At 62.1% G+C, this 21,368-nt stretch carries 16 protein-coding genes and 3 pseudogenes; 4 read left to right on the forward strand and 15 right to left on the reverse strand.

Features of this window, described 5'->3' with window-relative positions; all coding sequences use genetic code 11:
* Positions 1-82: 82 nt before the first annotated feature.
* The gene (locus tag MUN23_RS22380) at positions 83-1,537 is read right to left on the reverse strand and encodes an NAD-dependent succinate-semialdehyde dehydrogenase (protein ID WP_248761238.1); all 1,455 of its coding nucleotides are present in this window, start codon (positions 1,535-1,537) and stop codon (positions 83-85) included.
* Positions 1,534-2,523 carry an NAD(P)-dependent oxidoreductase gene (locus tag MUN23_RS22385; protein WP_248761239.1) on the reverse strand — a complete coding sequence of 330 codons (990 nt, stop codon included), beginning with the start codon at positions 2,521-2,523 and terminating at the stop codon, positions 1,534-1,536. The genes MUN23_RS22380 and MUN23_RS22385 overlap by 4 nt, the downstream gene beginning before the upstream one ends.
* A 128-nt stretch (positions 2,524-2,651) precedes the next feature.
* Between MUN23_RS22385 and MUN23_RS22390 the strand changes: the two genes are divergently transcribed.
* Positions 2,652-3,569 (forward strand): IclR family transcriptional regulator, encoded by a 918-nt coding sequence (locus MUN23_RS22390; protein WP_248761241.1) that lies wholly within the window; start codon positions 2,652-2,654, stop codon positions 3,567-3,569.
* A 101-nt stretch (positions 3,570-3,670) separates the two neighbouring features.
* Here MUN23_RS22390 and MUN23_RS22395 read toward each other — a convergent pair whose 3' ends face one another.
* The 3 genes from MUN23_RS22395 to MUN23_RS22405 form a co-directional block, all read right to left on the reverse strand.
* On the reverse strand, positions 3,671-4,429 hold the full coding sequence (locus MUN23_RS22395; protein ID WP_248761243.1) for a recombinase family protein: 759 nt from the start codon (positions 4,427-4,429) through the stop codon (positions 3,671-3,673).
* Between the two features lie 677 nt (positions 4,430-5,106).
* The gene (locus tag MUN23_RS22400) at positions 5,107-8,184 is read right to left on the reverse strand and encodes a Tn3 family transposase (RefSeq protein WP_248761245.1); all 3,078 of its coding nucleotides are present in this window, start codon (positions 8,182-8,184) and stop codon (positions 5,107-5,109) included.
* A gap of 99 nt (positions 8,185-8,283) precedes the next feature.
* A complete protein-coding gene (locus MUN23_RS22405) occupies positions 8,284-8,880 on the reverse strand; it encodes a helix-turn-helix domain-containing protein (RefSeq protein ID WP_248761247.1) in 597 nt (198 codons plus the stop codon).
* A 76-nt stretch (positions 8,881-8,956) separates the two neighbouring features.
* Between MUN23_RS22405 and MUN23_RS22410 the strand changes: the two genes are divergently transcribed.
* The 3 genes from MUN23_RS22410 to MUN23_RS22420 all read left to right on the forward strand — a co-directional run bounded on the left by MUN23_RS22410 (position 8,957) and on the right by MUN23_RS22420 (position 10,844).
* Positions 8,957-9,880, forward strand: coding sequence for an NAD(P)/FAD-dependent oxidoreductase (locus MUN23_RS22410; RefSeq protein WP_248761249.1), 924 nt, complete (start codon positions 8,957-8,959; stop codon positions 9,878-9,880).
* Positions 9,881-9,943: 63 nt separating this feature from the next.
* Complete coding sequence (locus tag MUN23_RS22415) at positions 9,944-10,192, forward strand: hypothetical protein (protein ID WP_248761250.1); 249 nt, start codon at positions 9,944-9,946, stop codon at positions 10,190-10,192.
* A gap of 262 nt (positions 10,193-10,454) precedes the next feature.
* Positions 10,455-10,844, forward strand: coding sequence for a TipAS antibiotic-recognition domain-containing protein (locus MUN23_RS22420; protein WP_248761251.1), 390 nt, complete (start codon positions 10,455-10,457; stop codon positions 10,842-10,844).
* Between the two features lie 379 nt (positions 10,845-11,223).
* On the opposite strand, the pseudogene MUN23_RS23725 reads toward MUN23_RS22420, so the two are convergent.
* From MUN23_RS23725 to MUN23_RS22470, 10 genes and pseudogenes are all read right to left on the reverse strand, one after another.
* A pseudogene (locus MUN23_RS23725) lies at positions 11,224-11,424 on the reverse strand (DUF4158 domain-containing protein); the annotation flags it as partial.
* Positions 11,425-11,499: 75 nt separating this feature from the next.
* Positions 11,500-11,928 carry a recombinase family protein gene (locus MUN23_RS22430; protein ID WP_248764179.1) on the reverse strand — a complete coding sequence of 143 codons (429 nt, stop codon included), beginning with the start codon at positions 11,926-11,928 and terminating at the stop codon, positions 11,500-11,502.
* 73 nt (positions 11,929-12,001) lie between these two features.
* Positions 12,002-12,073, reverse strand: a pseudogene (locus MUN23_RS22435) (recombinase family protein); the annotation flags it as partial.
* Positions 12,074-12,326: 253 nt separating this feature from the next.
* On the reverse strand, positions 12,327-12,947 hold the full coding sequence (locus tag MUN23_RS22440; protein ID WP_248761252.1) for a SemiSWEET family transporter: 621 nt from the start codon (positions 12,945-12,947) through the stop codon (positions 12,327-12,329).
* Positions 12,948-13,498: 551 nt separating this feature from the next.
* Positions 13,499-13,775: pseudogene (locus tag MUN23_RS22445) on the reverse strand (aldehyde dehydrogenase family protein); the annotation flags it as partial.
* Positions 13,776-13,906: 131 nt separating this feature from the next.
* The gene (locus MUN23_RS22450) at positions 13,907-15,325 is read right to left on the reverse strand and encodes an aldehyde dehydrogenase family protein (protein ID WP_248761253.1); all 1,419 of its coding nucleotides are present in this window, start codon (positions 15,323-15,325) and stop codon (positions 13,907-13,909) included.
* Positions 15,326-15,484: 159 nt separating this feature from the next.
* Positions 15,485-18,367: an FAD-binding and (Fe-S)-binding domain-containing protein gene (locus tag MUN23_RS22455; RefSeq protein WP_248761254.1), complete on the reverse strand. Its 2,883-nt coding sequence runs from the start codon at positions 18,365-18,367 to the stop codon at positions 15,485-15,487.
* A gap of 358 nt (positions 18,368-18,725) precedes the next feature.
* A complete protein-coding gene (locus MUN23_RS22460; RefSeq protein ID WP_248761256.1) occupies positions 18,726-19,559 on the reverse strand; it encodes a DUF6282 family protein in 834 nt (277 codons plus the stop codon).
* Complete coding sequence (locus tag MUN23_RS22465; protein ID WP_248761258.1) at positions 19,552-20,418, reverse strand: carbon-nitrogen hydrolase family protein; 867 nt, start codon at positions 20,416-20,418, stop codon at positions 19,552-19,554. The genes MUN23_RS22460 and MUN23_RS22465 overlap by 8 nt, the downstream gene beginning before the upstream one ends.
* Positions 20,418-21,365: a glycine betaine ABC transporter substrate-binding protein gene (locus tag MUN23_RS22470; protein WP_248761259.1), complete on the reverse strand. Its 948-nt coding sequence runs from the start codon at positions 21,363-21,365 to the stop codon at positions 20,418-20,420. Before MUN23_RS22470 ends, MUN23_RS22465 begins: the two co-directional genes overlap by 1 nt.
* Positions 21,366-21,368 lie beyond the last annotated feature (3 nt).

The following is a 21,368-nucleotide window of genomic DNA, read 5'->3' on the forward strand; positions in this document are numbered from 1 at the left end:
TTGCTTCGTCATTGAAGGTTGAAAGATCAGGAGGGAGGGCCCTGGCGTGCGTTGAGTGTCCAACGCACACCAGGGTGTTCTGCTAGTTCGGGGCCGAAGGCCCGGCGATACCGACGTACACGGTCTCGAGGTACTCATCGATGCCTTCGAAGCCGCCTTCGCGTCCGATGCCGGATTGTTTGACCCCGCCGAAGGGAGCGGCGGGGTTGGAGACAATGCCGGTATTGATACCGAGCATTCCGGTTTCCAGGGACTCCGCGAGGCGGAGGGTGCGGTCCAGGTCGCGCGTGTAGGCAAAGCACACCAACCCGTACTCCGTCGCGTTCGCAAGGTCCACTGCCTCCTGCTCGGAGCTGAACGTGATGATCGGGGCGACAGGTCCGAAGATCTCCTCCTTCAGAATGCGGGACGTGGACGGTACGTCGACGAGAACTGTCGGCGGGTAAAACCAGCCCTCTCCGTCGGGCACCGTGCCCCCGACGGTCACGGTTGCACCGTCCGCGACGGCTTCAACAACGAGATCATTGACTTTGTCGCGGGTGCCCTTGTCAATGAGCGGGCCAATCGTGGTCCGGGTGTCCAGCCCGTGTCCGGCGACATTCTTGCCCATGCGTTCCGTTAGTGCAGTTGAGAAGCGTTCTGCAACAGATTCATGCACGAGAAAACGGTTCGCGGCCACGCAGGCCTCGCCACCGTTGCGGAGCTTGGCAACCAGCGCGCCCTCGACGGCCGCGTCGAGGTCCGCGTCCTCGAACACGATGAAGGGCGCGTTGCCCCCCAGCTCCATCGAGACACGAAGCACCTGATCTGCGGCTGACTTGATGAGCTGCTTCCCGACGGCCGTCGAACCGGTGAAGGAGAGCTTGCGGAGTTTGTCGCTCCCGATGAGCGGCCCGGTCACCGCGCCGGCCTGTTGGGTCGGGATGACGTTGACAACGCCCGCGGGAACCCCTGCTTGCTGGAGCACCTCCGCGAAAAGGAGCGCCGTCAACGGGGTCTGCGCAGCCGGCTTCAGTATGCTCGTGCATCCTGCAGCCAGCGCGGGCGCGATTTTCCTCGTGGCCATAGCCAGCGGGAAGTTCCACGGTGTGATGAAAAGGCAGGGACCAACCGGGCGTCGGAGCACGAGCAAGCGGCTGCCTGCATCCGGAGCAGTCGAATAGCGGCCGGAGATCCGTGGTGCTTCCTCGGAGAACCAGCGAAGGAATTCGGCCCCGTATTTCACTTCCGCCCTGGCCTCAGCAAGAGGCTTGCCCATTTCGCGGGTGATGGTTTCTGCGAACTCATCGGCCCGGGCGGTAACAATCTCAAACGCACGACGCAGTATCTCGGCGCGCACCCGCGGAGCGGTTGCCGCCCACTCCTTCTGCGCTGCGTCCGCGGCGCGCAGAGCGTCCTGCCCGTCTTCGGGGCTCGCGTCGGCAACCTGCTCAATCACCTCTCCGTTGGCCGGATCCAATACCGGGAAGCGGGCACCGTTTGAGGCTGGCCGCCACTGCCCGCCGATGAACAGATCCTTACGGAAAGTCAGGCTCATCGTGCAACTCCTGACAAGGTTTCGGACGTGAGGCGCAGCTCGGTTCCGAGCAGGTCCTCATATAACTTGAACGGCGCCATCTCGCCAGCCAGATCCCCGTAGCCGCGCTTCGCGCGCACGAAGATCTGCTCGACCAGTGCCGACAGCTCGCTCGGCATCCCAACGCTGCGCGCCAGATCGATCGACAGGCCCAGGTCCTTGCAGGCCAGCTTGATCGCGAAACCCTCGTCATAGTCGCCGTCGTTGAGAATGGAAAGGACATCATGCTCAAGGAAGTTGCTGTTTGCCGGGCTTGCGATGAGCGATCGGCGCAGAACATCGAGGTTAACACCAGCAGCTGTCCCAATGGCAAGGACTTCCGCCGTGGCTATCACGTGGGAGAACCAGAGCTGATTAATCATTAGTTTGACCGCATATCCGGCCCCTGCTGCGCCGACGTGCAGAATTCGTTCCGGATCCCCCATGGCGCTCAGGACCGGGAGGATGTTCTGGTACTGCCCGGTCGTGGCCCCCACGAAAATCTGCAAGGTTCCGTTTGCCGCCCCGACCGACATTCCACTGACCGGCGCATCAACAATATTGAGATTCCGCTCCGGGAACCGCGAACGTACTTCCTCCGCGACTTCAGGAACCGACGTCGACATATCGATCCACGTGCCGCCATCCGGAATCCCCTCAAGAATACCGTCGGCGCCGAAGACGACATCACGAACGATGCGTGGAGTTGGCAGCATCGTGATCACAATAGTGGCCGAAGCCGCGACTTCTGCCGGACTCGATGCCCAACGGGCTCCTGCGGCAACAAGCTCGGCCGCCGTTTCGCGGCGAACATCGTTGACCACAAGGTCGAAACCGGCTCGCTGGAGGTTCCGGGTCATGCCAATCCCCATATTGCCGAGACCGATAAAGCCAATCGTAGGCCTCCGCGACGCCCCCATGCCCCCGTCGTCACTGACGAAGCTCTCATCGTTCTGACTGTCATTCATCGCTTGAATCCTTTCCTCTGGTGACGCCGCTCTGCGCCACCGACGTGATCTTGAATACAGAATGAACAATAATTCCGCCTACCGCGACAGTAGTTGCGCATATCGGAACACTCCGTCATGGTTGTGGAATGGAAACACCGGCTTCAAACCACCAACCCGGCACGAACAACACTTCCGGACTCACCCGCGACGTCCGTCTTCTGGAGCTCCTTGCCGGCGACCGATCCGCGCGCTCAGGCGGACTTAGCGTGACCGAACTGGCGCAACTGACGGGGCGAAGCAAATCGATCGTTTCCCGAGCCCTCAGCACCCTCGCAGAAGCCGGGCTTGTCCGTCGCGACCCGGAAACCCGCGCTTTCACGGTCGGGCCTCGAGTATTCGCGATAGCATCCAAATCCTCAGAAGCGCAGCTCGTTCAACTCGGCCGCCCCGTGCTGCGAGGACTCGTCCGCGCCACCATGGAGACCGCGCACCTTTCAATCCTGCACCGCGGAAACGTCCTGACCCTGGCCAGTGAACTAAGTCCCAAAGAAGTCCGTTCAGCAGGCTGGGAAGGAGTAACCACGGCAGCGTGGCGTACCCCTTCAGGGCGAGTTCTCGTCAGCGACTGGGACGATCCCTCCCTGCTGGCCTGGTATGCGAGCCACGGCCGCGACACCGCCGTCATCGACGCAGAACACTTCGGACGAGAACCCAACCCCTTCCAACTGCACACGACTCCGCCCAGAACCGCACAAACCATAACCGATGCCAAAAGTCTGCTCGCCGAAATGCACCGCATCCGGGTCCAGGGCTACTCCGTCGTCGATGGCGAACTCGAAGCAGGAGTCATCGCAGCTTCGGCCCCCGTATACGACCACACCGGCCGCATCCATGCCGCTCTAAACGTAAGCGGCCCCCGAGAACGACTCGCCCCTCACATCACCGATCTCGGCATCGTCCTCAACGAAGCGGCCACCGCTCTTTCCCGCTCGCTGGGCGCGCCCTCCCCAAAAAGTCGGAGTCACGGCCAGCAAACACCCATAAGGCTCCCGGGCCGCCACTGACAGCCCGGCCCCTCCCCCGGGAATCGGGGGGGGGGTTGGGGACCATCTCGCGGAAAAGTAGCGCTAACGGTGTTTCATAGGTGATCGCCTTGCGGTTGGCGCTAAGGATTCTGTCCCGGTGGCACGGTTTGGGGGTTGCTGGATGGAAGGTGGCGGTAGATGGACGCGCGGGATACGCCGAGTGCTTTGGCGATTTGGGTGGGACTTTCACCGTTGGCGCGTCTGGCTCTGGCGGCAGCGAGGGTATCGGTGTCCATGACTGTTGGGCGGCCACCGGTGCGGCCCTGGGCCCGGGCGGCTGCGAGGCCTGCCATGGTTCGTTCATGGATCATGTCGCGCTCGAGTTCGGCGAACGCGGCCATCATGGTGAAGAAGAATTTTCCTTCTCCGGTCGGGTTGTAGGTCCCGGTCAGGGTTCCGGTGAGGATTCGCAGGCCGACTCCTTGGTCGTGGAGGCTGTCGGCGATGGCGAGTACTTCTTTTACCGACCGGCCGAGGCGGTCTAATTTCCATACGCACAGGGGGTCTGTCGGGCGGAGGTGGTCGAGGGCTTCGTCGAGCCCGGGGCGGACGGTGGCGCGGCTGGAGATTTTGTCTTCGAATATCCGCCCGCAGCCGGCCGCTTCAAGGGCATCTCGTTGAAGTTGGGCGTCTTGTCCGTTGCTGGAGACGCGGGTGTAGCCGATGAGAATCCCTAGGGTTATGTGACGCGCCCTGGGACCAGTCAGCGCAAATAGGAGAGATCCGGGTCCATCCAAGGCGATCTCAATCCCGACCTGCGGGCGTCGCTGCTGCGACATCTGGCCATAAGCCCCGACCGCACCCAGCTGGTTCTCCTGGCCCACCCGCGCGACACCCAAGATCCGAACGATCTGCCACCCTATTAGGTCCGGGTGCAGACGACCGACTTAGAGGAATGATCAGGGGGTTCTCGGATCGCCTGGCCTTCACGCGTTCCAGACTCTTGCGGAGCCTGCCCTTGGCTGAGGGCCTTCGGCGATCGAACAGCTGCTCCAGGAACGTAAGCGCAACCACGATTAGCTCGAGGATGAAGTCAACGATCATGCGAGTCCCGTCTTTGGCCAAGAATCTGAAGCACTGGTGAGGTCAGCCTGTCCCAGCTTCTTCACGCTGGCAACTCCGGGGGTCACATTTCCGCTCGCAACAACGACGGGTTCCCCGCTGTCTTGCAGTAGCCTGCATCTTCTTCATTCGCCCAGCCTTACGTAAACGGAACCGCGCAAAACCGCCATCTCAAGCTGCGATTTAACCGCCATTCCGAGCTAACAGTCACAGATGGGTTGTGGACGGTTCCGGATCGGCGCGTTGCTTGGGTTCGGATTCGTCTCAGAACCGATCGTTTTCAAGACGCCCGCCAGGGCGATAGGCCCGGATCAGCCCGGACCCAACAATGCCTGCGCATCGGCCGCACCCAGATTAGACCGCTCAATTCAAGTTGCGATTTAGCCGCCAAACGAAGTTAGCGGTCAAAGCCCGCGGTCCCGTAGACGGCCGGAGACCCCGAAGAAGGCCCATCTCAATCGTCGTTTGGAACGACGTCGCTGCTGTCGGGGTCCCGGAATTCCCTCCATGGTCCGCTGAGGTCCGGGAGCTGGAATGTGTAGTGTCCGTGGACGTTGATGTGCCGGCGCAGGTATGCCGAGAGGCGTGCCATGTCCTCGTCCGCGATCGTGTATCCCTGTTCCCGCAATGTCTCTATCGCCCGGTTGAGGTAGACCGTGTTCCAGAGCGTGACACAGTTCAGCACGAGTCCCAGAGCTCCTAGCTGGTTTTCCTGTCCTTCCCGGTAGGCCTGGTGCAGTTCGCCTTTGCGTCCGTGGAAGATGTGCCGGGCCAGGTCATGGCGCCCTTCCTGGAGGTTCCGCATTCCCTTCATTTCCCGCCGGTACTGGGGGTCATCGACGAAGGTCAGGACGTGGAGAGTTTTGAAGATCCGTCCGTAGTGAGCGATGGCTTCGCCCAGGTCCGTGGGACGGCCGTCCCGCTGAAGCATGCGGATGACGTCGTGGGCGGAGACTTCCCTGGTGTGGATGGAAGCGACGACCCGCAGGATATCGGGCCAGCGACGGCGGATCTTGCCGATATTGATCCTGCCCCGTGCGGCCTTGTCCAGGGCGCCATAGTCGGCGCCGGCATTGATCCGCCACAGCTTCGCATCCGGCAGGTCCGCCAGAACAGGTCTGTAGTCAAAGCCGAGCATCGTGACGAGTCCAAACACGATATCCGAGTAGGATCCCTGGTCGGTGACCAGAACCTCGGGGCGTTCACCGCTGTCCGGGTTGATGACCAGATCCACGAAGTGGAGCGTGTCCTTGGGCGTTCCGGAGACGACTTTGCCGGACAGACCAACGGACTGGTCAGAGATCATGTTCAGCCAGGTCACTCCTTTCTTGCGGTTGAAGTATTTCGGGTTGGGCCGGGCATCGACCGTGCGTACGGGCACGAGGAACCGCATCCCGTCGACGGCGGCGACCATCCCGCCGCCCCAGGCCTGGGAGAGCGGGATCCCTGCCTGGGCGTCGATGAGTACGGTGTTCGGTGCGGCATAGGTTTCCGGACGCAGGTAATGCTGATTGACATGCCGGAGCCGGCCGGAGGTCAGCGCAGTTCTCTCGCTGATCACAGCGGTGAGCCCGATGTTCAGCGCGTGCGCCGTCAGCAGCGCGGCGACCGAAACATGAAGATCAGCCAGTCTTGTCCTGGAATCGGACACGGCCGTGAACGAGGGTGTGAACTCTGGTTGCCATGTCATTACTTCCAGGATCTGCTCGGAAAGATCGACCTGGGGGATCATCTCTGCCAGGCGTCGGCGCAGGTCGAGCAGGCTTGGCCGTTCAACCAGGGCATCGTCTTTGCCCAGGTGCAGCCTTCCCTCGGCGTCAATGCTCAGATCGGTGTTGGTAGCCATGCCGCCTGCGGTTTCACGCCACGCCGCATCCAAGGCTTCTGCATGCTCTGCCAGAAGAGCGTCCGGTTCTTCCGGAAGCAGCAGAGCTCCAAGAGCCGCCCCTTTGGCGGCCTCCCACGCCGGACCCGAGAGCAGCCTGGCCCGGGGATCGCTGAATCTTTCGGAGTTCATCGCGAAGATGTCACGGCGCTTGAGGCCGGCGTGGAAGAGCTCCAGCACACAGAACACGTAGGCATTGCGGTCCACGGTGCCCTCTGGCCGGTCCGTCGCGAAGACCAGTTTCTGCCACCACCCGGCCGGGACGAGCTGGACATCGACCTTGCGGGCATCGAGGTATCCGTTGGGAACCCGCACCGTCGCCTTCGTCTCGAGCAGTTGCGCAAGATCCTCCATGGCGTCCAGCACCCGCTGCGCATCGGTGGTGGCACCGAACGGGATGCTTTGACAGAGCATCCTCACGAACCCTCTCACGGAGTTGTACCTTGCCAGGACAGTGGCCCGCCATGCCCCATCCGCCCCGGCCAGCGGTGGCGGGGCGATCTGCGCCAGTCCCGCCACGGCGGCCCGGATCTTCGCCCTGGATCCCACCGCTTTTTCGATCATTTCCCACACCATGCCCAGTGGAATGTTCTCGCCCAGCTCTTCGGCTTCGAACAACACCTCCACCACGGACTTGACCAGCGCGGCATCTTTGACCACCCGGGGATAACGCTTCACCGTGTCCTTGTTCTCTGACTTCGCAGCCCGCCCGAACAGCTCATTGGCCATGAGCGCATCGAAGAGCTCCAAAGCGTCATCGGTAGCCCTTGTTTCCAGCCATTGCAGCGTGGCCAGCAACGTGGCGGTTCGCAGGTTGACCGGATGACGGGCAAGTTTCGGCGCTTTCTCGTTCATCCCGGACCGGGCCAACTGCAATATCCGCCGCTTGGAAACACCCGTGCCCCCGACATCGATCTCTCCCAGACCCAGTGCAGCGATTTCGGATATCCGGTCCAGAGCCTTCATCATGGACCGGCCCGATGGATCCCTACGCGGCGGATGACGCCATAAATCCAGCTGGGACCGCCGCTCCTGTCCAGAGACCAGAAGCAATCTATCCAGTGCCGCTGCCTGCTCACGCGTCACCAGCGCAGCGAGAGCATCATGTAACCGGGACTCGGCCTTCTTCCTGACACCGGCCACCTGGTCCCGGAGGGTGCTCACTCCCGGCAGCAGCACGCGGTGCCCGCGAAGCCAGGCCACCGCCGCATAAAACAGCGTCTTGGGCCCCGTGTCGCTCGTCCACGCCTGCTGGTCCACCCACTCCAGCAGTTCCGCCTCCATCGAAGCGTAAGTGACGAAGCCACACACCTCAGCGATCTCCCACTGATGCTCGAACCGGGTCTGTTTCCGTTCCATGTACCGCTTCACAGACGACGGATCGGCCACACCCACCTGGCCGGCGACGAAATCGACTACAGCAGTTGGTACATCCAGGGGATCATCCAGGAAAGCACCCAGATGACGAACAGTCACAAGCTGGAGCCCAAAACCGAGCCGATTGTAATCGCCCCTGCGCTTCGCCACCAACTGGTGGTCAAAGTCGTCGAGAAAGAAAAACCGCTCCAACACCGACCGATCCGGAGCCTCAAGCGCATACCGCCCGTACGCTGCCTCTTCGGCAGCCGTCAAATATTCACCAGCCATGCTCTCTCAACGAACCACGCCACCAAACGTTAGCGCTACTTTTCCGCGAGATGGTCCCCAAGCCCCGGATCAGACGGATGGGCGAGGACGGCGGGCGTACTATTCATTGCGTTGTTTGGCGGCTTTCGCGCGGACGTGCATCCTCTCGCCTTGACCCCCGAAGACGCTGAGTACCTCAGCCTGTTGATCTCCAGTGCTGCCGAACCAATGTGGAACGAAGGTGTCGAATTCGGCCACCTCCCCCGGGCCGAGGACCAGGTCATGGTCTCCGAGAACAAGACGCATGCGGCCTGAGAGGACATAAAGCCATTCGTATCCTTCGTGGGACTTGAGGGCGGGCTCGGTCTTGGAGGTGGGGATAACGATTTTCCACGCCTGCATGCCCCCAGGCTGACGGGTCAGGGGGATCACGGTACGCCCGTTGGCGTTTCGAGGCTTGAGTCGGATCCGGGGGTCCCCGACTTCGGGTGCACCGACCAGCTCGTCCAACGGTACGTGGTAGGCCTGCGCCAGAGGGAGAAGCAGCTCTAGGCTTGGTCGGCGCTGGCCGGTCTCCAGCCGGGACAAGGTGCTTTTGGAGATTCCCGTTGCTGCAGCGAGGCTAGTCAGGGTAACGCTGCGTTGCATCCGGAGACGTTTCAGCCGTACTCCTACTTCGCCGAGCGCGGCGGCGATCACTGTTGATTGGTCATTCACAGGCCAATCAAACTCCTGTTTCCCGGAATCAGCAACGTTTGTTGTCGTCAGGGCATTTTGGGGGGAGCCTGAAGCTATGGATTATGACGTATTGATAGTAGGCGGCGGCGCGGCAGGACTGTCTGCGGCGTTGGTCCTCTCCAGAGCCCGGCGCAAAGTTCTAGTGGTGGATTCCGGGGCACCCCGAAATGCACCAGCTTCACACATGCATGGTTTCCTGTCGCGTGATGGCTTGCCCCCCGCGGAACTCTTGTCCCTTGGACGGGACGAGGTGGAGGGTTACGGGGGCGAGATCATAGTTGGTGCCGTCACTGAGCTGGTCCCGGCCGGCTCAGGATTCTGGGTGCTGCTGTCGGACGGTCGTCGCGTTTCCGCCAGGCGTCTTCTCGTAGCCACAGGGCTCCGCGATGAACTGCCAACAATCCCGGGCCTAGCAGACAGGTGGGCGCGTGATGTTCTGCACTGCCCTTACTGCCACGGCTATGAAGTCCGTGATCAGCAGTTGGGCGTTGTGGGCGGTTCACCTGAGACTGTCCGTTACACACAAATTGTTCGTCAGTGGGCAAAGGATGTGGTGCTATTCGTGCCCGCCGGGTTCCTGACGACACTTCAGCGCTCAGAGCTGGTCGCCCGCTCTATCGGACTCGTGGAAGGCAATTTCAGCCGGATCCTGACTGAAGATGATCAACTGCGCGGTGTCGAAATGGACGACGGCCGCGTCATCCAGCGGGACGCGCTGTTCGTGCCGCCGCGCTTTATTCCGAATAATGATCTCCTCGTCGGCCTCGGCTGCGAGATTGACCAAACCGGTTGGGCTGTGAAAGACGGCACCGGCCAGACCACCGTGCCGGGGGTGTGGATTGCGGGCAACGTTGCGAACCCTCGCGCTCAGGTGATCACCGCGGCAGGCGAAGGATCCGCTGCCGCGATGGCCATCAACGCAGACCTGGTCGACCAAGACGTCCGGAACGCCGTCCAGGCCTTCAATATGGGCTTCTGATCCAACTCCTTCTTCACCTCAACATCACCCCCCAACACCAACCAAAACCCTCTAGGAGCTCCTATGTCCAGTCCATCGATGACCGCCCGCCCTGCACCGCCGACAAAACACCAGCTGGCGCTGATGATCTGGCTCGCAGTATTCCCCACTCTGACAGTTATCAACCTCGCGTTCGGAGACTGGCTGGCTGTTCTCCATCCAGTCCTGCGCACCTTTGTGCTAGCCACGGTAGCCGTTCCGATCGTCATCTACGGGATCATGCCGCATCTTCACCGGCTGCGTGCCCGGCTCTTGAACCGGACCACAAGCTAGCGCATTCTCTGCCCACGGGGCCCGTGTCGGTTGCCTCTTACCGGAGGAAGAGGCAACCACTGGCTGGCCTCTTCCTCCCGGTCGAATAGTTAAAGGATTAGGACCCACTATGGATTTTGCGTGGACCGTCCGATACTTCAGGCACAAAGAACGCTTGGCTTTCAGCGGTACCAGCCGCTCGAAAATGTCCACGATGCCGCACCACATCGAGGGAGGATCGACTCAAATCCCCCAGCAAACCATCCGCCTAATAGGAACAGCGATGACCGATAACCTTATCCATCTCCCTGCCATCTACCTGCAGTCCTGCCGCGAAGCTCTCGCTCACGAACAAGCTCTCAGCCTTGAAGCATCTAACGGCTGGGCGCACGTGGACAGAGACGTGGTCCACGCGGAATGGGATGCAGTGTACCGGGACCTTGCCCGGAATCTCGACACCAGCGACCCTATGGACGCGGCCAGCCAGGATCTGATTCGGAAGCATTACAACGTAGCCTGCCTGTTCTACACACCCAGCAAGGAGGCCTACATAGGCATGGCACTGTTCTACGAAGAGAACAAAGAATTGAACGCCTTTCATGCCACTTATCATCCAGGCCTGGTGGCATTCCTTAACGTTGCTATCCGTGCGTATTCGGCCCGGAACTTGTGACGGACAGGCAGCTCTCCCACCGAGCTAAATAATGCTGAATCTCAGGTATCTCCGTCCCATGACCAGCAACGACCGTAGGCCTTTAAAAAGGTCCCTGTAAACGTGGGACGAGTTCAGCAGCCGACGCGGTGCTGTCGGAGATTTGGACTGAGGAAGCTCAGCGGCATCCCGGCCGCATCGCCCAGGTCATTATCCAGCACGCACGAGGTGAACCGATGGCTACCTAGTGTCGGTCCAGCAACCATCTTCCGAGCTAGGGACCAACTCATGGACTGTACCGGTTGCACTCATCGCAGCCGTATTCACCCGCAACATTTTCCTCAGTTATTTCAAACACAAGGAACGCCTTGCTCCCTGCACAGGACCGGCCCTCGTCGCCCGGATCGAGGCACTGGAAATGGTACCGCAGGAGACACAGCTGGACGGCAAAGCCCAGCCTGTTCGCTTCTCCGCCACGTTGCCGGATCAACGACATGTCGGCATCACTGAGGGTGTACTGGGCGGCCAGCTCTTCGTCGTCAGTGGGCAGGGCCAGGACCTGGCAACGCTCGGCTGCCGTGAGAAGGGGGCGAAGGGCCAATTCAGAAAGTCCTTATCCAACAAGTGGGTTTGCCGCGAGGACATGCCGTTCTTCCGCGCAGAGGAAGGACGCAGCTCATGGTTTGGCCAGGTGCCGGTAAATCGTAGGCCGGGTGACGCCGAACTCCCGGGCGATGTGTTCAACGGTGTGGGCCCGTTTCCAGTCGGGGCCCTTTTCGTCATACATTTCGTGGGCCAGCTTGACCTGGCGCGGGCCGAGTTTTGGTTTCTGCCCGCCGGTCCGGCCCGGCGCACGGGCGGCGGCCAGCCCGTCACGGGTCCGTTCGGACATCAGGGCGTGTTCGAAGTCGGCGATCGAGCCGAGGATCTGGAAGAACATCCGCCCGACGGCTGTGGACGTGTCGATGCCCTGGTCCAGGACCACCAGGTCCACGCCGCCTTCCTGCAGCGTTTTGGACAAATCGATGAGGTTTTCCAACGATCGCCCGAGCCGGTCGAGTTTGGTGACGACGAGCTGATCGCCGGGCCGGCTGGCCGAGAGCAGCGCCTTGTCGAGTTCGGGCCTGCCGGGCCAGCTTCCCCGATGCTGTGTCGAGGAAGATCTGCTCGCAGCCGGCCGCGCGAAGGGCGTCGTGCTGGGCTTCGGGGTGCTGATCGCGTGTTGAGACACGTCCGTATCCGATTCGCATTCCCGAAACGTATCCCAACCAGGTTGTACGTTACGTAGGCGGGTACACGGGAAGCATTACAAAATGAGCCGCGTGGTTCCGCCAATTTCCCAACCCCTTGGAGTGTCGTGCGAACGATCGTTAGCCGACTCCGCTAACAGGCTCACCGTCGGATATTTCACTAATTCACAAGCCACCCCTATGTGAGGACGCTATGCCTTTGGCGGGGACGATGGTGGTGCGACCGTCGTTGTCGGGCGGCGAGTTCGAATCTTCAGCTGATTGGGCCCGCGCCGGTACCCCCTGTGGAGGTCGGCGGCGCAGCCAGGTACCCGAGGACGGTGACAGCGGCGATGAGAATGAGTGGCAAGACCGAGGTGACGAGCGCGATTTCACCTCGCGGCAACGCATATGACAGCCAGATCAATTGGCAGAACAGGTAAAGGAGCACCCCGCCGAACGACAAACCCGGCGGACGCCCGAAGCGACGTATCTGAAGGAGCTGCACCATCCATCCGACGAAGCTCGGCAGGATCGTGATCACGCCGAAGAGTACGGGAACAGGTGCCGCCAATAGAGCAACGGCCGCGATCACGAGCGGTGCCGTCAGCTGGGCGGGAATGTTCCGGCCGTTTGCGCGCGCGATGAGAACGATCACGAATGTGGACACGGTCGCCGATACGGTGTTCGGTATGACGACCGTGATCTGCTCGGTGATGCATCCATACACCGCCCATGCCGCGTTGGCTGTCAGCAGCGCCCGCCATGGCAGAATCGAGAGTCCGGACACGTTCCTACGTCGCAGGAGTGCAATGGCCTGCGGAAGAGCCATCACGGACGACAGCACGCACGCTGTCCACCCTGACCACATGGAAATCTCAATCCACAATGACATTAGTATTCCTATCGAAAATCTATGGTTCCTCATCCGCGGCGAGCGAAGGGATGTCATTTCGGATCACGCTTACGACGCTTGCCCTCGCCACTTCGGGAATACACACCGCGCTAATGGGCGGCTAATCCTCGGTACGCACGAGGCGAAGTGTCATCTGCCTACAGCTGTAGAACGGGTGCTTGACGGTGCCGAGCTGCTCGACGAGCGGGTCACGAACCTGCTTCGAGCGGCCTCGGACGGCCTCGAAAGCGCGTACATCGTTCGTTCGGATGAAGAACGGTCGAGGGTGGGGTTGGTGGGCACCTAGCTGGCACCGGGTCCTTGATGCGGACCCGGTGCCAGCTAGACAGTAATACTGGCCTGCGTAGAAGGTGTGTGTGAGGAGATCGCGTTGTTTGACCAGGTCCTGCCGTTCGCCCTCGGAACGGTTGCTTCCCGGACTGCACGGCCGGTAGCGTCGGATATTTCACTAATTCACCAGCCACCCCGTCTTTACGGGAATCTGCCGCTGACTGCTTTCCGGCAGAATCCGGTATGACCGGTCTGCCGATCTAGCGGGCGTAGGGGTCGGCGATGCCGATGTACTGCGTGTAGAGGTATTCCTCGATGCCCGCGAGGCCGCCTTCACGTCCGAGGCCGGACTGCTTGACGCCGCCGAACGGTGCGGCCGCGTTGGAAAATGACGCCGGCGTTCAGGACGAGCATGCCGGTCTCGAGGCGTTCGCCCATCCGGATGCCGCGGTTCAGATCCTTCGTGAAGACGTACGCCACCAGCCCGTACTCGGTGCTGTTGGCCAGGCGGATGGCCTCGTCTTCGGTGTCGAAGGTAGTTCGGAGGACGGACCTCCGCTCCCGCTGCATGAATTTGGCGCATCTTCGCCTGTCCCGCAACCGCGCGGCCGCCGGATTCGACGACCGCGCGAAAGCAACTCACGGTGTGGGGGGTTTCGAAGGGATTCCTAGTAGATGGCTTTGATTTCCAGGAATTCTTCGAATGCGTAGACTCCGCCTTCGCGGCCAATCCCGGACTTCTTGAAGCCTCCGAAGGGGACATCAGGTGTGGCCTTTGAGCCGTTAATCGACACTTGTCCGGTCCGGATGCTGCGTGCAACGTCGACGGCGCTGTCATGGTTTGTTGACCAGACTGCTCCGCCCAGCCCATAGGATGAATCGTTGGCGATGTCGATTGCTTCCTGAACCGAGTCGTAGGCGAGAATCACCAGGACGGGACCGAAGACTTCCTCCTGTGCGATGGGCATGGATGTCGTAATGCCACTGAAGACGGTTGGTCGCACGAAATAGCCGTGCTCTGTTCCGTCTGGTCGTCCTGCACCTCCGGTCAGCAGGACGGCACCGTCGTCTATGGCCTTTGAAATATGTGCACGCACACGCTCCAGCTGGATTTCGGAAACAACCGGCCCGATTTGAGTGCTGCGATCGGTGGGGGAACCAACAGTGAACGACTCGGCGGCGGCGACTGCCAGCGACTCAACTTCGGAGAGCCGGTCGCGCGGTACAACAAGCCGTGTGTGAGCGCAACAAGTTTGGCCCGAGTTGCTGTAGCAATCCGCGACGGTTGCGGCGACCGCTGCGGAAAGATCCGCGTCGGGCAACACCACACTTGCTGATTTTCCACCCAACTCAAGCGTCACCCGTTTGACATCCGCCGCGCCAAGCGCGGCCACCCTGGTTCCAGCACCCGTCGATCCGGTAAACGAAAGAAGGTTGACGAGCGGGTGGGTAGCCATCGGTTCGCCCGCCTCAGGTCCGTATCCTGTTACCAGATTGAATACGCCAGCAGGAAGGCCGACTTCCTGGATAATCTCGGCGAGCACGAAGATGCATAGCGGAGCCACCTCGGACGGCTTCAGAACGACGGTGCAACCAGTGGCCAGGGCCGGCGCCAGCTTCGCTGCCACCTGCACCAGCGGGTAGTTCCACGGCGTAATTGCTCCTACAACTCCGACAGGTTCCTTGCGGATCAGGGTTGATGCGTTGTATTGCTCCTCGAAATTGAAATCGCGAAGTGCTTTCTCGCTGTCGCGAAAATACGTGATGGTGGATCCGACGTGAACGTTCTCAGAGAATGTGATGGGTGTGCCGACCTCGCTCGTGATCAGCGCGGCGATCTCGTCCTTCCTGGCCTCGATCCCGTCTGCAATGGCACCCAGGAAGTCGGCCCGCACACCAGCGTCCGTCGCTGCCCAACCTGGGTATGCCCGATTCGCCGCCTGAACTGCCCCATCGATGTCCTGCGCCGAGCCGGCGGGAACCACCCCTGTGACCTGTTCGGTGGCTGGGTCGATGACGTCAATTGTTGTGGCGGTGCTGGGGCTGGTCCAGGAACCGTCGATGAAAAACTTGTCACGCACGATCATGATCGTTCACTCTCTCCTTTGGGCAGGGTCATTTTCACTACGGCGGGTGCGCCGTTTTCGAGAGATGTTTCCTTTTCTTATTACTGCTGAACAGACCCGATTCAGTGATCCGTGGACGTCAGCTGCTGGTTTTCCCCGGCGTTTAACTGGGCCGGGGAGTCACTTCGTCTCCAATTCGGTGGTCGGGTGCTGCTGCGTCGGGTTCGGCGTCTTCTGGTCAAGTGCCAGTTTCAGCACTTCGGCCAGGTGACGGGCGTTGACTCCGGTGCCCTGCGTCACCTGTGTACGGCATGAGAAACCGTCGGCGAGCACGAGCGTGGCTTCGTCTTTCGTTCGTACCTTGGGGAAGAGTTCGCGTTCTCCCAGGGCCTGCGAGACGTCCCAGTGCCCGGGCTCGAAACCAAAATTGCCTGCGAGTCCGCAGCAGCCGGAGCCGATGATGTCAGTGTCCACTCCCAGCTTCTGCAGCACGGCCTTGTCCGGGTTATAGGAGCCCTTCGCTTCCTGGTGGCAGTGCACCTGGGAGATGGCCTTAGCGTTGATTTCGCCGAACGGCCAGGGTCCGCGGTGGGCCGCCACGATGTCCGCCAGGGTCACGACCTGGCGGGCGAGCTTGGCGGCTCGGGGGTCATCGGGCAACAGTTCGGTGATCTCGTCCGTGAGCATGACGGTGCAGGACGGCTCGAGCCCGATGATGGGCATGTTGCCGTCCAGGGCCGGACCCAACGAGTCCAGGGTCTGCGAAATAATCCGCTTGGCCATGTCCAGCTGTCCGGTGGAGTGCCACGTCAGCCCGCAACACACCTGGCCATCCGGGAGGATCACGCGGTATCCCATCGCCTCAAGGACCTCGACCGAGGCCTGACCCACCTCAGGGGAATTGAAGTTGTTGAACGTGTCCGGCCACAGCATCACGGTGGGTCGTTCGGGACCGGCCGTTGCCGGCGCACCCGAAGTTTTTTCCTGTGCCCGGGCACGGGTTGCAAACCACTTCCGTAGGGTTTGGGGTGCGAAGTGGATCATGCGGCGCTTGGGCTCGATGCCAGCCAGGCGTTTGACCAGCTCTTCGACCGGGCGGAATCCAAGTGTCCAGTTGGCTAATCGGGCGGTGCCCGGGACAGCCTCAAGCAGGCGGGATGTCAGCGGTAGCCATCCCATTGCGTAGTGGGCCATGGGGCGGATGCGGCCCTTGTAGTGGTGATGGAGGAATTCGGCCTTGTATGTGGACATATCGACGTTCACGGGGCATTCAGTGGAGCAGGCCTTGCAGGACAAGCACAGGTCCAGTGCCTCCAGAGTTTCCTTGGATCGCCAACCATCAGTCACTGACTCCCCGCGTAACATCTCCCCCAGGGCGCGCGCCCGCCCGCGGGTGGAGTGGACCTCGTCCCGTGTCACCTGGTAGGAGGGGCACATGGAGCCCACATCGGAGCGGCAGAGCCCCACACCTACGCAGCGGTTTGTGGCGCCTGCGAATGATCCGCTGTCATGGCTGAAGGCGTGTACCGGGGTCAGTTCGAAGGTTCGGTTTCCGGGACCGGGACGGATGCCCTGGTCGATGGGCTCCGGGTTAACGAGTACGCCCGGGTTAAAGAAGTTCTCCTTATCGAAGATGTTTTTGAATTGTGCGAAGGCCTTCAGCGCTTCCGCGGAGTAGATCAAGGGCAGCAGTGCCGAACGTGCGCGCCCATCACCGTGTTCACCGGACACAGACCCGCCATAGCGGGCCACCAGTGCGGCCGCCTCCTCGATGAACGTCCGGTAGCCGAGGACGCCTTCCTCTGATCCGAGGCTGAAATCGATCCGAATGTGCACGCAGCCTTCGCCGAAGTGGCCGAACGGTATGCCGCGCAGCCCATGTGAGTCCATGATTTTGTACAGGTCGCGCAGATAGTCTGCCAGGTGCTCCGGGGGTACAGCCGAGTCCTCCCAGCCGGGCCAGGCCTCGCCGCCGTCGGGTAGCCGGGTGACGATGCCCGCCCCCGCCTCACGGATGCGCCACAGCGCACGCGCCTGATTGGTCTCCGTCACGACAACAGAGTCGACGATGCGCCCGTCGCGGACCAGCTCGTCAACCAGCGCCCGGGCCGCGTCACCGGCCTCGGCGGGGGTTTCTGCTCCGACCTCCACGTACAGCCAGCCTCCGCCGTCGGGCAACTCGGAACCTGCCGTCTCTTGGCCGGGCCGTGTACGCAGGGCGGCCAGCAGGTCAGCCCCCATTCCTTCGACCGTGTACACGCCAGGGCGTCGCAGAAGAGGTGCAGCGCCGGCGGCCCCGAAGACATCGGAGAATCCGAGGACGGCCAGCGCCGTGGCCCGCGGACGCTCGACGAGCCTGACTGTCAGCTCGGTGATGATCCCGCAGGTTCCTTCGGTTCCCGCCATGGCTTTGGCCACGTTGAAGCCATTCTCGGGGAGCAGATGATGCAACCCGTATCCCGATACTTGGCGGGCGAATTGCCCAAGTTCAGTCCTCAGGATGCCCAGGTGCTCGTCTCGGAGCCGTTCGAGCTGGTCCGCGATCACCGGGTCGCTGCAGTTGTCGGAGCCGACCTCAATCTCTCGCCCGTCAGCCAGCATGAGCTTGAGGGAGACGATGTTGTCCGCGGCAGTGCCCCAGGCAACGGAGTGGGAGCCACAGGCGTTATTGGCGAACATGCCACCGACGGTGCAGCGCGAGTGCGTTGAAGGGTCGGGCCCATAGGTGAGCCCGAACTCTCCTGCCGCGTCCCGCAGCGTGTCGCACACGACTCCCGGGCGGATCCGTGCCGTGCGGGCCTCGGGGTCAATGGCGAGGATCTGATTGAAGTAGCGGCTGGTATCGATGATGAGTCCGTCGCCGATCGCGTTTCCGGCCACGGAGGTCCCACCCCCTCGGCATACGACGGACCAACCGCGTTCCTTCGCGACGGACAGGGCATCGCGGATCTCCTCTACGGAGCGGGGCTCAACAACGGCCGCGGGTACGCGCCGGTATATCGAGGCGTCCGAAACGTAGGCAACGCGTGTGGTGAGGTCCTCTCGCAGGGCGACGGGGGTCATTTCTTCTCCTACTGTGCGGTGACAGCTGGGTGCTCCCAGCTGTCACCGCAGCGATTGTCAGGGTGATAATTTTTGGCCGGCTGTCCGTCCGTTTCGGGCGGCCGAACGTCATGGGCGCGGCCATTACGAGCGCAGTGACACCATTCGGGCGACCATTACAGTGATCGACACGGCAGAACTTCCCGTCGTATCCCAGGTCCGCCCGAAGGAAATAGGGGCTGACGAAGCTCTACGGGAGTAGCAACTCCACGTCTCCGATCTGGCTGTCTCCTGCCATTTCTGGTTCGGACCACTCTCGTGAACGCCATAGCCTCCGGTGTATGGCGCATGTCCTGTCCACGGCTGGGGGTGTCGGTGTTCATGAGAGTACGAGCTGTCTGGGGATCTCTGAGGCGGCGGCGGCCAGCCAGCCTGCGTCCAGGCCTTCACGGAAAAGGGCGGCAACCAGCTGTCGCAGCGCCTCGGGCGGTTGCGGGCTGTCCGGTTGCCCGGCATCGGAGGCCAGGATGAGCCGGTCACCGGCGGCTCGTGCCACCTGGGCCAGGCGCGCCGGTGTCATGCCAGACTGGTGCCACAGCTGATAGGCGGTGATTTCGATGTAGGCGCCCCGGGCGGCAAGCTCGGCGATCTCGGCCACGCTCATTCCTGGCACGGTGTAGGAGGGGTGGGTCAGCAGGAACCGGGTGATGCCGCGTTGCTGCGCCTGATCCAGTAGCCACCGGCACTCGGGCCCGCTGAGGTGCCCGGTGCAGAGTACGGCGTCGTGTTCGGCGATGAGGTCCAGGACCAAGGAAATCTCTGCCGACTGCTGCTCGTTGGGCGTGAGTACCGGGGGGACCGCCAGTACGGCCCGGTCGAGGCGGGAATCAAGATCGCTGAGGCGGGGCAGGGCCGCGGTTTCCTGGGTGTGGGCGTCGGCGGTCGGGAACCAGACCACCCTGCCGCCGCTTCCCAGGGCCGAGACGACGGCTGCCGGGTTCACCCCGCCGGCGGCCCGGTTCAGCGCGATGCCGCCGACAACATCCAGCCCGGAGGACCGGGCCAGCGCCGTTGCCCGGCCGACAGTTGACTCGTGGTGGGCCTTCAGGACGAAGCCGGAGAACCCCGCCTCCGCATAGCGGGCGCAGATTTCGTCGTCGTAGCCGATACGCCCGATGACGTCGGGCGCGGCGTGGACATGGACGTCAAACACGCGGATCGTGTCCTTCCGGAACGGCCTCTGCCGAGGAGTGACGCTTGAGGGTTTTGAGCACCACGTCATAGCGGGATTCATCCAGTATTGGCGTCCGGGCACGGAGTGCACGAAGAGCCGCCAGATCGAGGGTGGCATGCAACGTGATCTCCGTATCCCCGGCTTCGGCCAGGGTTGACCCGTCCGGGCCCAGGATGCGGGACCGGCCCCAGAACTTCGCACCGCTGTCCGTCCCGCACCGGTTGATGAAGACCACATAGCACTGCAGCAGCAGGGCGGCGTGTTCTAGGATGACCTGCCATGTTCGCTGCACTTGCGCCGCGTTGGCGCCTTCGATGCTCGCAACGGGCACGATCAGCACTTCTGCGCCTGCCTGGGCCGCGAGCCATGGGATGACGGGGTGCCACATGTCGTTGCAGATGACGGTGGCGCACTGGGCGCCGCGGATGACCGTCGTGCCCAGCGCGTCGCCGGCTTCAAAGCCGAGGTGTTCGTTCCACGGGGCATACGAGACAGGGTGGATCTTATGCTGAAGATGACGTTCCTCCCGGCCGGTGATCAGGTAGGCGTTGCGGGGACGCCCCTCACCCACAGTTTCGGCAAAACCTATCCCCATGGCGCCTCGCCGGTTGGCGAAGGCGGAGAGCCGCTCATCGTCCGCTGTCAGCGGGCGATAATCCGCCTCGGCGTCGAACCCGAACCCGTTGACCGCCAGTTCCGGTGTCAGGACCAGGTCCAGGTCGCCGAGACCGTCTCCCAGTTCCAGAATCCGCCGGATGTTTGCCTCTACCTGGCCGAATACCGGGGCGGTCTGCAACAGTCCGACGGTCAGGGTGTCCGCCGGCGACGGCTGGGACATCAGTTGAGCTTGTTGGCTGTCAACCACGCGCTGGCCACCTCCTCGGGCGTTTTGCCGTCGACGTCGATTTCGGCGTTGAGCTTTTGCAGTTCGGTGGTTGTCAGCAGTTTGCTGATCGGTTCCATCACGGTTTGGACTTCCGGGGTCTTCTCCAGCGTGGCAGTCCTAACGTTCAACGAGAGGTTGTAGGGCGGGAAGAACTTCTTGTCGTCCTCGAGCACCGTCAGTCCCAGGGAGGCGATGCGGCCGTCGGTGGCGAACACTTCGCCGAAGCTACAGGGGTTGCCCGTTCCGATGGCGTTGTAGATGGGACCTTCCGCCAACTCGGCGACCTTGTTCTGGGGAAGATCGATGCCGTAGGCCTTCTTCAGGCCGGGCCATCCGTCATCGCGGCCGAAGAATTCCGAAGCCCCGCAGAAAGCGGCGCTGGCTGGATCGGACTTGGTCAGCTTCGCGTAGTCCGAGAGGGTGGAGACCCCAAGCTTTTTGGCGGTTTCGGTTTTGGCGGCAACAGCGTAGGTGTTATTGGCAGGAGCGGGCGTCAACCAGGCGACACCGTTCTTCTTGTCTGCTTCGCTCAGCCTTTGGTACATCGTGTCGGGATCAGTGATGGTCTCTTTTTGTTGCAGGTGGGTCAGCCAGCCAGAGCCGGTGTATTCCCAGTACATGTCGACCGCGCCGCTGGTGAGGGCCGCCCGGACCGCGCTGGAACCGCTCATGCCGCAGGTCCGCTCGACGCTGGCGCCTTGGGATTCCAAGCGCTGTGCAGCGACCTCGCACAACAGGAGCTGTTCGGTGAAGTTCTTGGAGGCGACGTTGATGGCGGCATCTTTCAGCGGGCCGTCTTTGGCCGCACCGGGAGCCTGGCCGGGACCGTTGCCACCTAAGGCGCAGCCGCTGGTCAGCACAACGCTGAACAAACCGACGGCAATCACACTTTTACGCATTTG

It is taken from the genome of Pseudarthrobacter sp. SSS035 (assembly GCF_023273875.1).
GTDB lineage: Bacteria > Actinomycetota > Actinomycetes > Actinomycetales > Micrococcaceae > Arthrobacter.